General features: G+C 56.3%; 4 protein-coding genes. 2 read left to right on the top strand and 2 right to left on the bottom strand.

Annotation, left to right across the window (positions count from 1 at the left end):
* Nucleotides 1-20: 20 nt before the first annotated feature.
* Nucleotides 21-2,156 carry a type I secretion system permease/ATPase gene (locus OIU19_RS24005; protein ID WP_264237101.1) on the top strand — a complete coding sequence of 712 codons (2,136 nt, stop codon included), beginning with the start codon at nt 21-23 and terminating at the stop codon, nt 2,154-2,156.
* Between the two features lie 21 nt (nt 2,157-2,177).
* Nucleotides 2,178-3,524 carry an HlyD family type I secretion periplasmic adaptor subunit gene (locus OIU19_RS24000; protein ID WP_264237095.1) on the top strand — a complete coding sequence of 449 codons (1,347 nt, stop codon included), beginning with the start codon at nt 2,178-2,180 and terminating at the stop codon, nt 3,522-3,524.
* A gap of 380 nt (nt 3,525-3,904) precedes the next feature.
* On the opposite strand, the gene OIU19_RS23995 is transcribed toward OIU19_RS24000, so the two are convergent.
* Complete coding sequence (locus OIU19_RS23995) at nt 3,905-8,542, bottom strand: RHS repeat-associated core domain-containing protein (RefSeq protein ID WP_264237094.1); 4,638 nt, start codon at nt 8,540-8,542, stop codon at nt 3,905-3,907.
* Nucleotides 8,539-13,458, bottom strand: coding sequence for a hypothetical protein (locus OIU19_RS23990; protein WP_264237093.1), 4,920 nt, complete (start codon nt 13,456-13,458; stop codon nt 8,539-8,541). The genes OIU19_RS23995 and OIU19_RS23990 overlap by 4 nt, the downstream gene beginning before the upstream one ends.
* Nucleotides 13,459-13,713: the final 255 nt, after the last annotated feature.

The raw sequence follows: 13,713 nt of genomic DNA, 5'->3' as shown, positions 1-13,713 counted from the left end.
AGTAGGCCATCGTGACCAGTATGCAAACACCCCAGCCGCGTCTGGACGTCGATGATCCGTTGCTCGATGGCCTGCTGATCCTGTGCAAACTGCATGGCTGCCCGGCCAGCCGCGCCAGCCTGTGCAGCGGCCTGCCCCTGGCCGAGCAGCGCCTGGGCCAGGAGCTGCTACCACGGGCCGCCGCCCGCGCCGGCTTGCAGGCGCGCGTGCTGACGCGCGAACTGTCGGCGATCTCGGCGCTGAACTTGCCCGTCCTGCTGTTGCTCAACGATGGCCGCAGCGCTGTGCTGCAGCGCTGGGGCGAGGATGGCCGAGCGCTGATCCTGCCCTGTGAAGCTGAAGGCGGCGAGCAATGGGTCGAGCGCCAGGTGCTGGAGCAGGCCTACTGCGGCCAGGCCCTGTTTGCCCGGCCGCGGCATACCTTGGAAAACCTGCGCACGCCGCTGATGCCACGAGTCGATGCCTGGTTCCGCGATACCTTGCGCCATTCGCGCTGGTTGTACAGTGATGCGTTGCTAGCCAGCCTGCTGATCAACCTGCTGGGCCTGATGGTACCGCTGTTCGTCATGCAGACGTACGATCGGGTGGTGCCCAACCAGGCTATCTCGACCCTCTGGGTGCTGGTCGCCGGCTTGTTCATCGGCACCGCATTTGAAATGGTCCTGCGCATGGTCCGCGCCCACCTGCTCGACCAGGCCGGCAAGAAGACCGACCTAATCCTCTCCGCCACTCTGTTCGAACGCATCACCGGCATGTCGATGAAAGCCCGCCCAGCGACCATCGGCGGCTTTGCCCAGAGCATTCACGACTTCCAGGGCCTGCGTGAATTCCTCACGGCGGTGACCCTGACCAGCATCATCGACCTGCCGTTCGTGGCGCTGATGCTGGTGGTGATCGGCCTGCTCGGTGGCTGGCTGGTAGTGATTCCGTTGGTGGCGTTTCCGCTGGCAGTGGGCTTTGCCCTGTTCATCCAGATACGCCTGCGCGACACGGTGGAGAAAAGCCTGAGCCTGGGCGCGGTACGCCAGGCCCTGCTGATCGAGACCCTCGGCGGCCTGGAAACCCTCAAGGCCTGCGGCGCCGAGAGCGAGCGTCAGTACCACTGGGAGCACACCAACGGCGCCATCGCCCGGCTTGATGCACACGCGCGCAACCTGTCTTCGCTGGCCAGTAACGGCACCCTGTTCATCCAGCAGTTCTGCGGCATGGCGACCATCGTTGCGGGGGTCTACAGCATCATTGCCGGCAATCTCAGCGTCGGCGCCCTGGTCGCCAGCTATATGCTCGGCAGCCGGGTGTTGGCGCCGCTGGGGCAGATCGCCGGGCTGATCACTCGCTATCAGCAAGCCCAGCTGACCATGCGCAGCACCGACGCGCTCATGGCCCTGCCGCAGGAACGCCAGCTGGACCAGCAGGCGTTGGACCACACCACGCTCCAGGGCGGCATCGGCGTCAGCCATGTGACCTTCCGCTACCCCGGGCAAACCGCCGCCGCCCTCAACGACGTCAACCTGACCGTGCAACCGGGCGAGCGCATCGGCATCATCGGCCGCAGCGGCTCGGGCAAGAGCACCCTGGGGCGATTGTTGATGGGCTTTCATCACCCGGACGAAGGCCAGGTATTACTGGACAACCTCGACCTGCGTCAGCTGGACATCGCCGACCTGCGCAGCCAGATTGGCTATGTCGCCCACGACCTGCCGCTGCTGGCTGGCAGCCTGCGCGATAACCTGACCCTCGGCGCGCGGCATGTCAGCGACGCGCGCATGCTGGAGGTCGCCGAGCTGACGGGCGTCAGCGAACTGGCCCGGCAACACCCGCAAGGGTTCGACCGGCCAGTGGGTGAGCGCGGCCAACTGCTCTCTGGCGGCCAACGCCAGGCGGTACTGCTGGCCAGGGCTCTGCTGCTGGAGCCGCCGATCCTGATCCTCGACGAGCCGACCAGCCACATGGACAACAGCGGCGAAGAGCAACTGCGCCAGCGCCTGCTGCAATGGGTACCGGGCAAAACCGTGCTGCTGGTCACCCACCGCACCTCGATGCTCAGCCTGGTGGACCGGCTACTGGTGTTGGACAACGGCAAGATCGTCGCCGACGGACCGAAGGATGCGGTCATCGACGCCCTGCGCAAAGGTCGCATCGGCGCGGCCCTGTAGACGTCTTCGAGGAGTAGGTCCATGTCCATCATGCGCAGTTATTTGCAGGGCACCGGCAAGAGCGCCGAGCGCGACTACATGCCGGAGCTTGCCGGCGCCACCTTGCAGGACGCGCCGCGCCTGTCACGCCTGACCGTATGGCTGGCCGCCGCGCTACTATTGGTGGCGCTGACCTGGGCCAGCTTCGCCGTGCTCGATGAGGTCACAGTCGGCGAAGGCAAGGCCATTCCCTCGAGCAAGGTGCAGGTGATCCAGAACCTGGAAGGCGGCATCGTCACCGAGATCTTCGTCCGCGAGGGCCAGATGGTCGATAAAGGCGCGACGCTGCTGCGCCTGGACGACACCCGTTTTCGCTCCAACAAGGGTGAAAGCGAGGCCGATCGCTATGCATTGACGGCGCAGGTCGAGCGCTTGTCGGCGGAGGCTGAAGGCCGCCCGTTCGAGCTGTCGGACGAAGTGCGCGCCAAAGCGCCACAAGTCGCCGAGGATGAAACCGCCTTGTATCAATCGCGCCAGCGGCGCCTGGCCAGCGAGAAGCAGACGCTCAATGAGCAACTGCGGCAGAAGACCCAGGAGCTTGCCGAGTTCCGCTCCAAGGTCGACCAGTACCGCTCTGCCCTGGGCTTGCTCCAGCAGGAGCTGAACATGTCCTCGCCGCTGGTGGGCACTGGGGCGATTTCCCCGGTGGAAATCCTGCGCCTGAAACAGCGCACAGTCGAAGCCCGCGGCCAGCTCAATGCCACCAGCTTGGCCATCCCACGTGCCGAGGCAGCGGTGGCGGAGATCAAGAGCAAGATCCAGGAGTCGGATGCGACCTTCCGCTCCGAGGCGGCCAAGGAGCTCAACGATAAACGCACGGAGCTGTCGAAGATTGCCGCGACCAGCATCGCCATCGATGACCGGGTCAACCGCACAACGGTGGTGTCGCCGGTACGCGGGATCGTCAAGCTCCTGAAGGTCAATACCATAGGTGGCGTGGTGCAGCCGGGCAGCGATCTGGTGGAGGTCGTGCCGATCGAGGATAACCTGCTGATCGAAGCCAAGGTGCGCCCGCAGGATGTCGCGTTCCTGCATCCGGGGCAGACGGCGATGGTCAAGTTCAGTGCCTATGACTACACCATCTATGGCGGGCTGAAGGCCAAGCTTGAGCTGATTGGCGCGGACACGGTTACCGATGACAAGGGCAATGCGTTTTATCTGATCCAGGTGCGTACGGACAAGAACCACCTGGGCGGGGACAACAAGCCGTTGCTGATCATCCCCGGGATGGTGGCGACGGTGGACATCATCACTGGGCAGAAGAGTGTGTTGGATTATCTGTTGAAGCCGGTGCTCAAGGCGCGGACTGAGGCTATGAGGGAGCGTTGAAGGGTTCTGAAGTCGCGAAGTGAGTGGCGGCGCCTGGGCTGGCCTTATCTGCCGATAGTGGCGGTTCTGTGAATATTCCGGCCTCTTCGCCGGCAAGCTGAACTGGTCAATTTATTTTGGGGGGCGCCATCATTGCGCCCGTAGAAGGTGTCCAAAATCATTAGGCCAGATCAGCTTGCCCCGCGATCTGCCGCAACGCGGCAGAGCCTGAATTCGCGGCGTCTTTGCACTATGTGATATCGGGTACAGGAGCGCTTTGCACTCTATCGCGGGGCAAGCCCGCTCTCACAAAAATTTTCGTACAGCGCCTAAACAAAGTGCGCGATCAGGCGCAAACACGCAGCTCGTCTCAACCATAAAGTATCTTGCAAAAGTTACGCCTATAGGGCTTGCCAATCATTGCCAAAGGGTAGCGTTGAGGGCGGTCTCGATGGAGACCAAACACCGGGGTCGGGTGAATACCTCGTCAAATCATTAAAGAAGTTTGGCAAAACGGCACTCTGGTCAAGTAGCACTCCCGCCGCAGCCATGCTTTCGACTTTCTCCCGAGGCAAACTTCTTACTTGCCTATAATTCACGAAGCCTCCAACGGTGTTAGTTACCATTGTGTCCACTGCACTGTGGCAAAAAGCAGCGATAGTATGGTTAGGGCCATTCAATATTGGAGCCATTTCCCTTTCCATCATTGGACGATAGGGTCCAATACCCTCTATCCGCGTATACATAGCCACGTTCAACACTTCAAAATCCGCATAATCTTTGTATTTATGGGCAACTTCTAAATCCGCCGCAAAAAATTCAGGCATCTCCTGAGTCTTATATTTATCAGCCATAGGATTCGGCTGCAAGACGCCGTTATGATCAGGCATGAACTTATACTGCCGCTGACCATAAGGATTACCATGTGTGCCGGTAAGTATAGTAATTCTAGGTCTACTACCTTCACTCCCGGCTATAATCCTGTGTATTGTGTGCTCAGTGACGCCACTGTTGGTGGTCATCGGCGTCATCCATACCATACCACCGGCTGCGTTGCGCTTGGGCTGCATCATTGCGTTCATCATTTTCTGATACTCCGGATCTTCGGACCCCAGTTTGAATGTCACAAAACTTGGATCTCCCCCGCGCAGTGCATTCCCATCTAGGTATTCTGTAGATCTTGAAAAACGCGACATTCGGAACTTGCCAAAGGCTTTAACAACCCTCGCTCGTACGTTACGCACTATCTTGAAAGCTGCCTTGAGACCTTTGAGAGCTTTGACTCCAACAATATCGGCGAAGCTAGCAATTGTCGCCGCCCACCCCAGCTTTTCTGCCAACTCTGGGTTACTACGCTGGACTGCCACCTTGGCGATTTCAAACCCGGCGTAGGCAAACGTCGACGCGTACATCATCCATTTCGCCACCCCGAGCATCTGCGCCCCCACAGCCGGTGCGCTTGCCAATGTCATCACGACGTGGCCGATCGGCTCCAATGTGGCAGAAAGGCTTGGATTGCTCTGACGCAAGGCCATACCCGTTGCCGTGATTCCTGCGCCAACGGCCAGTCCAACCATGAGTATCCCAACCACAGCTGGAGCGAGTAATCCCGCTGACCCGATAATTGCTGCAGCTGAAATCGCTACCATCACCCCCAGCATTACCCACTCCCCAACACTCGCTGCCTGCGGTGGTGGTGGTTTGGTAGCCTCGATCAGGTCATCGAGATAGGCGAGGTTACTGGCCGCATCGCGACGGCTAATCATGATATGACCGCTGGGGTCGTGCCAATTGACTGGGTCGCCTTCGGCGCAGTAAGCGCGATCATTCAAACCACCAGCACCGAAGGGACTCCAGTCATCTGGTTGATAGAAAACTTTGTGCCCTGGGTCATAAACCCGGTAGCCATTGCCCAAGTGATAACGACCCGTCACCGGATCTGCTCGCTGGCCGTTGTAACCCAGGCCGGCTTTCAGGGCATTCATGCTGTCTAGAGGAGCCTCCCCCCAGGGTGTGAAGCTTACAGAATTGCGCTGCCAGTTGCCGTGGGCGTCCTGTGAGTACTCATCACCACCGCCGTTTTGCGGATCGGTCAAGGTGAACAGCACTTGATCACCCAGCGCAATTGCAAAGCCCGCTTCGTCATCAAGGGTCACCCGCTTGATTACCGTGCCCTGTGTGTCCAGCCAGGTTTCCGCGCACACACGACCGTTGGCGTAGCTCAGAATACGACGCTGCTGGGTAGCGGCAATGTACTGAGCAATCAACTGATCGGCTTCATCGTACTCATAATAGGTCAGCGGCAACGTCTGACCTTTCGCGGTTACCGAGCGAAGCTTACCGGTCTCGCTATAGGCCAGTGTTTGTTCGTGCTCATTGGTTGTGAGGTTGCCGTTACCGTCGTAAGCCAAAGCGACCAACTTCTGCTCGCTCTTGGTCGTGCCTTCAAGCTTATGGCTTTTAAACTGGGTACGGCGGGTCGGGTGCTGGGCATCCGTGTACTCGTAACTCTGCTCGACCGTGCTTCCATCCACACGCAAGGTCGTGCAACTGCTCATATTGCCGAGCACATCGTAGGTATAGATCTGCTCATTGATAGTTTTACCAGCAGCATCCTTGACTTCATTGCCGTCGGTGGCAACGACTGTCCACTTCTGCAGCTCATCGGTACCAGTGACCGTGGTGTTGTAGGTAAATGTCTCTATGCGGGCGTGCTCAGCGGCTCCGTCTCGATAAAGTGTTTTGCTCAACAACTGGTTGGCCGCCGACCAAGTCTGGTGATAGCGGGCCTTTACCTGCCCGCCCACACGGTATATGCGCTCGGACTCACGGCCTAAGGCATCGTAGCTGAAGGCAACACTCATTCGTTGCCCGTTACGCATGTCTTGCACCATCACTGAGGCGCATTGGCCCAAAGCTGTGTACTGGTAGCGATACTCCAGCGAGCCACGGCGCACGCGGCTCCGACGCCCTTGAAGGTTGCTCCACGCTTCACTGCTTCCCCCGCTTGCGTGCCGTACAGAAATCAGTTGCCCACGCAACGACCGCAACGCTTGTTGACGCTGCAGCGTCCTATGCACCGTACGGTCGAAACGCCAGGTGCCCAACAATAACGGCGACAACAACTGGCTAGTGACTTGGCTTTGCTGGGTGCCTAGCGCCTTGCGCTCGCCAGCTATTCCACGGGTCAAGGCGGAATATTTGAATGTAATCAGGGCAGTTCCCAACCCAGTCTCTCCAGCTTTCTGGGTGTACCAGCAGACCGCATCGCCGTTTAGTTCCTTCGGGTAAACGGCTGAACCATCGGGCTGACGGACCTTACCCGCGTTCAGCGTGCTCTTCTTGCTGGCATCAGCTCCACGCACAAAAGCCTGCACTACGTCACCCTGATTGCCATTGCCCACCATTGACCGGCTGCCAAGTACTTTTTCGCTCCCTTGGGCAGCCGTTACACTGACCTTGACCGGCACTGAACTTAAACCCTGATACTCCCATTTCACTACTGAGCCATCTGGGCGTTTAATGCTTTCCTTGCGTGCTAACTCATCCCAGGCAATTTCCCACTCCCGCTGCTTGGGGCTGCCACTGGCGCATGGGATAGTTTGCTTTACACAGGTGACTTGGCCTTTGGCATTGAGCGTCTCGACGGTTTTGATACCCGCCCCTCGAGTAGTTTTTTCGCCCCCTGTCCAGCTTGCTCGGGCTAGGGTAACGCTACCGTCCTTGAGGTTGGTCTGCTCATGCTCGTGAGTGAACTGTGCGGCTCCCGCGTACAGTCCCAGCACTGACTGGGTCTTGCGGGAGACCGCACCCGTTGCGTTGTCAGTCACGACCTTGCCAGTGCGGTCTATCTGCCAATAGCAGTCTTTCAGGTTCTGCGGGGGCGTAACCTGCGGACTACCTACGCGCAGCCCACCCGGCAGATAATCATAGGCCTCCTGCCAGTTCAGGCGGCTATCACTACCCCAACAGACTTCCTCCAGTAGGCAATAATTCGCGTCGGTGTGATCGTTGCCCGGCTCGCGTTGCAGTTCCCGGCGCACGACGCGTTGCAAGCCGTCGTACAATACTCTGCTGTGACGGCCCGTGGCATCTGACAACCTGACCTGAGTACCAGCGACGGTCTGCTGATAGCCTACGGTCTGCGTATGTTTCACGTTGAGCTTCGACACATCCCCACTGTCGAACGCGGCCTGGTCGAACTCATAGGTCGTGCTGCTCAGGCCACGACCGCGGCTGTCATAGGCATGGCAAATAAAGCTGGTGGGCTTACCCTGCCCATCCTGCTGGCTTTCGCGCAGCACACGGCCAGTGCGTACAGAGACAATATGCTGCAGCAGCACCGCCTCGCCGTCACCTACAGCCAACCTGGCGGTTTGGCGCAGCTTGTTGGTGCCAGGTTGCTCGCCCTTATACAGGGCCTCGGTCATGGCTTGGGTGTTGCGTGCAGTTTTATCATCTTTGTACCAAGTGGTGACCGTGCGCGTGGTACTGCGGATGGCGCCCTTGACCTCGTTGTAGGCGATCTGTGCCAGCGAAACACTCAAACCCTTGCGCTCAGCTTTTTTCGCAAGCTTCAAGATAGCGTCTTGTTTCCAATCGCCCACCGGCTCGATGCCCTCAAGGGTAAGTACCGTATCAGGCAGCAATATGCCATTGTCATCCCGATTACCGCTGATATAGCCAAACAAGGTCAGGACCGGGTCCGATTTGTTTTCAGCCGAAAACTTTATGTACTCATACTGCGCGCACAACGGTAATAGCGCACCCGGCCCCTTGGGCAAATGGGGGCACGTAAGCTTCACCGCTTCGGCCAATGTCCTGCCGTCGGCCAGTGTAAGTCCGGTAACGACGGCACTTACGTCCGGTACCTGTTGCGTAATAGGTATTTTTGTAACTACCGGGTCCTGGTAGTACCACGCCTGCGCGGTCATTCCATCATCGGTGGTAAAAAGGCTCGGCTCGAAGCGGCCTTTTATGTACTCCACACAGTTGGTCTCAGTCTGGGTCTTCTCAAGCGCTTTGCGGGCATCACTCATGACTGCTGCTCCGGAAGTTGCAAGGTAGTGAGGTCTTCGACGGTGACGGTGGTAGATACCTGCAGTGCTCGAGCCAACGGTTTGAGCTCCGCTGGATAGTCGGCAGTATTCTGCTGATAGCGGTACTGACTGGTCCGACGCTGTTGGCCTGGTACCTCCTCGATAATGCGATCAAGCAATGAGCCGCCTTCGTCACAGACGGAGTACTCCCAGCGGGTAAATGGTTCCGCGTCGGCATCAACACCCTCGTTCAAGATCGGGGTTCTCATGGCTGACAATACATAGTCGTAACCCGACCATTTCCATGCGTTGATGATGTTTGGTTGGTTTGCCCCTGGGGTTATCGTATGCAGACTGACGCGAGGTAACAGCCTTTCACTGCTCGCTCCGTACTTGACTGCCTCTACCGAACCGTCTTCTTCCGCCACGCTGGTGAGCACGCGATCCAGCGCGACATCCCTTGAATAGCCAAACTGCACGCGTTGATCGACAGTGCCACCGTCCACATCACGGTATCGTGTTAAGGTCTTCAGTAAGCAATCTTCGATATCCAGGACGATCGTGCATTTCTCATCGCTGTCTGGCCAAAGGGTAAAGGTAGTTTTGTCGGGGCCCTCAAGCACAGGCTTATCAGCCTGGCTGGCATTCAGCAGTACGGTGTCTCCATCCTTGATATTTTTCAGCCGCACGTGCCCTCCTACCCCCTGCCACTCGAGTGTGAGTGTGTCACCGTGGGCTGAAGCTATGCTTGATGTGGTTAAAAGCAATGCTGGACGGGTGAGGTTTTCCAGCGTCTGAGTGAACTGGGCGCGCATACGTGCCATGGCAGCAGCCTGTTCGGCTTGAGCGCGCTCAACCTCGAGTTGCTGTTTGAACTCGCCCTCCGGCCGCCCCGCGCGCTCCCACAAGGCGTAATCGTATTTTTTAATCAGCGCTTTAAATTCTGTTACAGCCGCCGTTGCCGCTGCAGATACAGGCACACCTGCAGTCAATTCTCCCCCGAACAACCCGAACGCCGGCCCAAATAGCGCAAACAACCCTGGGTTCAACTTCTGATCAGGCTTGGGCTCCGATTGTTTGAGAAATGCCATAACCTTCTCGCCAAAAGATTTAAGGTAGGCGCTACCGCTCTCTTCATCATCATGATCGTCAGGCTTGCTGATCACTTCCTTACGGCCATCCGGAAACTCCAGGGTCAACCGGGTTAGACGGTCCTCACTGCCTTGCGCATCGGTAATGGTAAAGCCGACGCGCTGTACCTTGTTCTTCGTGTTCGCAATCAGGGTTCTGATTTCTTTCAGGGTCAGCTGTACTGTACGGCCCGTGCTCAGGGTCAACTGCCGCTCGCGGTTGTCAAAGGACGAAAAACGAAACGCCCAACCGTCTCCCAGCGCACTTTCATTGGCCCGACGGGCGGAATAATGCAACGACAGGTCAATAACAGGGCCCCGCCCCGTCAACCCTTGCAATGTGCAAATGGGGTAATGGGCGTGGAACAGCCCCGTTCGCTCGTCAACACCATTGGTGCTTGCGCCGGTGGTATCGTAGAGCTGAGAGCCATGGGTTGAGGCGTAATCAGCACAGAGCGTGTCGGGCGGAGAATACTTCGGTGCCGTAGGTAAGATAACGGGGTTAAGCCCCACGCACTGCCAGATTTTTTCCGCTGTTACATAACCATTCCAGATTTCTGGGTGAGTGTGCGCCGAACCATTCGGCCGATGTATCTCGAACAATACCTGGTCAGCATGTGCCTCAGCAAAATTAAAACAATAGCCCGACGCCAAAGAAGGAGGAGCAATCACTGAAGCCAACTGCAGGCAGCCATGACGCTGTACCGTGACCGCCACAGAGCGCCCGGACACGTTAACCACCGTTAATTTTTCTGGCTTATCTTCAAAACTCACCGAGCATGAAGCACTTCCATTTTCAATCAGATTCATCTTGCAGGGGAACGCATATTTACGGAACGTCTTGTACAGCGTTACTTCGTCTATACGCCCCCGAAAACCAAGATCGTCAAACATCCAGTCACGTTCTAACTCGAGCTGACTTTCCACATAGTCATAGCCATTCATTGAGAGATACTTCCACGCCGCCTTCGACTCAAACAGCTTCCACAACACGTCATTCGGCAGAAAAATATTGGGCGAGAGAAATGGCATCCCCCTCCTTCTCAAATCACGATCTTCACCATGTTCATAAACTGGAGTTTTGAAAACCTCATAATCCTGCAATAGCCCACTACGCCCGCCTAACCCATGGTGAAAGTCTGCACCTTCGTGCTTAAGAAAATTAAGCTGCACTACTTTCCGATAGAATTTTCTCATCATGTTACTTATTTCGTCTGACTCTGAGCCTTTGGCGTTGGGCGCCAGCGTCGCCAAGAGATCCTCATAAATACCCTTAGGCAATTTATTCTCCCTATTACGAACAACACCACTCGCACAGAGAAGAAACACACCCAAAATCTGATTGCGCACTTCAGCCGTTGTTACTGCACCTCTCACCCTTGGAAGTTGCACGTTCGCACTCAACGTTTTGCATCCAAACTGCATCAACACATCCGCACTAGCGTCCAACCAAAATGCAAGGGAAGACACTGAAACTTCCCGCCCCTCCTCCACCACGGGACACGTCGCACTGCCAAAACTACAGGCTATACCGACGGCAATCATTTCAGCTTCGAGGAATGCCTGAAGGCTCTCCACCCAACTCGACAAATAGTTACAATCTTCACTTTTTACCAAGATAAAGCTACAGCTGTGAGCCACATTTCCGCTTCGACGATCACGCAGTTCAAGGTGCAACTCGGTATCTACATTGCTCTGGGATTCAAGCATTGTGTGTAGCGTTATTGCTGTATTTTGATCCTGCACTTGCGGAGTAGCGGGTACCCAATGGGTGGCACCTCCCAATGGTTCGCTCATCCAGATCCGCAGCGGTACTCCAGCCTGCCACCACTGATGGGTGGTGGCATTCTCAGCCCGCTCTTTGTTTAAATCCCCCACCTTTCCGAGGTGAATATAGCCAGCGAGCAGGGACTGCTTCAGCACTTGACTCAATGCTAGAGGCCACGCCGCCTCCGCGGTTTCATTAGCCTTCGGCGTGAACTTGAACGGCGAGCCCGGCAATGGCACTCCGGACACATCATCGTGCACGTTCAAACAAATGGTTTTTCCTGCGGTCAATGATCCCTTTGCTGCAAAACCATCCAACGCATACCACATTAATGGCTCAATCGTGACACTCAGGTTCGACCCTTGAGGAACCCACAAGGCATTCGCTTCAATGGCCGACTTGATGGTGATTTTGTCGTTCTCCAGCACCCCAGCCCGAAGTAGATTAGAACGTTCATTGATCACACTACACACGTGCTTCTGCTGAGCGCCGGCTTCCGTGTGCGTGGGGTCACAGGTGACTATGTGAGACTCGTGCAGGTACTGGCTGGATCGGTCACGGACTTGAATACAAATGCGCTCAACCCAAGAGGGGAAACTGTCAGGCACATAGCCTGCAATGACCTGATTGGCGACAAACGGCGCATTCGTATACATACGCGCTAGCGGTTCGAATACCCAGATCCGGTCAAATTGGGCACGCGCGGACTCTTCGGCAGCGCAATAACTGATACTATCAACACCCTTATCAGCAATGAGGACACCGTCTTTACTCAAGTGCCCTGCCTGTAACAGTGTGGAGCCTTCAACCAAAGTGGTATCGGCATTAATTGCAGCGACCAGCGCCTTTGGCCATACTGATTTTTCCCGATTATCTTTCGTGGCTGTAAGTTCGACAGACTTCAAAACGCGCCCATCCAAGTGAGCGACCGCCCAAACCCGGACTTTTTCACCTATCACCAAGTCCCGGTCTGCGAGCAAGTAACCAGGACTCGTCCATTGGCACGAACCACTTCCGAGCGTCATGCTATCGAAACCGGTCATATCAGGGAGTGTATCAGGAGCCCGCAAATACGCTGCCCCCGCCAGTTCCCACCAGGACTCCAGTGGCGGAATTGTTAAGCTGGCGGAATTATGTTCTGGAATCTCTGGAGGCTTGGGCTTAGGTAAACCATGAACCTTGCTGACATCAGTAATTTTTTCGGGTGCAATTTGCAATATTTTTTTTAATAACTCATCACTCCCCAATGCTGCAGACCTTACGATTAACCACTGACACACTGGCAGTGAGTCCGGATAACCTAAGACAGCACCCTCTCCATACCCCCCACCTCTGTAACCGTCACCCGGCTCAATGTAAATTTCCCCGTCATAGGATTGCGTCAATGAAAAAACTTCGAAACCCGCAGGAGCCTCATCCAGGAACAAATGCTGCTCTTCAACTGAAGGAACTGTAATATCTTCCAACCCTGCATAATACTGTGCAGCAATACTGGTTTTATCTAAAAGACTCCAACCCGTCGCGCTTGATATCCGCCCATTTGTCGACAGCAGTTTCAATACAGCTTCTTGGCTCGCACCCTCATCTACGAGGACCAACATCTCTTCGGTCGCCTGGGCCACTGCTCGTTTGACCAAAGCGTCCACGACCTCAGGATCTCCCCAAATTGCCTCTTTCTTACTTGAAAATACGGCAATTTTCCGAACACCTTCATAGCCGCTAGCGAGTACTAGGTCCGAACCCGACAGAATGCAAGGCACACTTAACGCTTCACGCCGTTTTTTCAATGCTGCATCAGCCTCTTCGATAGGCTCTTTACGCGTAAACGGAATTATAAAATTAAAACGCGGGTCGTCCGCCTTTGGTTTCAGGCCGTCTGACCCAGCATAGGGCCCCTTAGTGATAAACCTCACGCCTTCCTCAAGTACCTCCAAAATGTAGAGCGTTGAGCCACCGTCAGAGGTTACACAATCACCTCTTTTGAACCCGAGAAGCTCCAACATTTCTTTACTGTACATAGAGACTCCTGGGCCCCACGCAGCGACCATAACGCCGCCGAGACCAATTAGACGACCGAGAAAAATCGTATTGATTCACGTCATTGCTGAATAGGATTGCTCCAAAGCCTCGCATGCAGTGAACACGTTAACCACTGACAAAAATGACAGTTGACCAACTGGAAGAACCTAGGTTTTGTACGAAAAGTATGGTCATCCATCGTTGTGGGAGCGGGCTTGCCCCGCGAACTGCCGCAACGCGGCAGCAAAGTCTGA

Origin of the sequence: Pseudomonas sp. BT-42-2 (genome assembly GCF_025847435.2) — a bacterium.
Classification (GTDB): Bacteria; Pseudomonadota; Gammaproteobacteria; order Pseudomonadales; family Pseudomonadaceae; genus Aquipseudomonas; species Aquipseudomonas urmiensis.
Note: the sequence above shows the minus strand (reverse complement) of the source record. Positions and strands in the feature narration are given on the sequence as shown.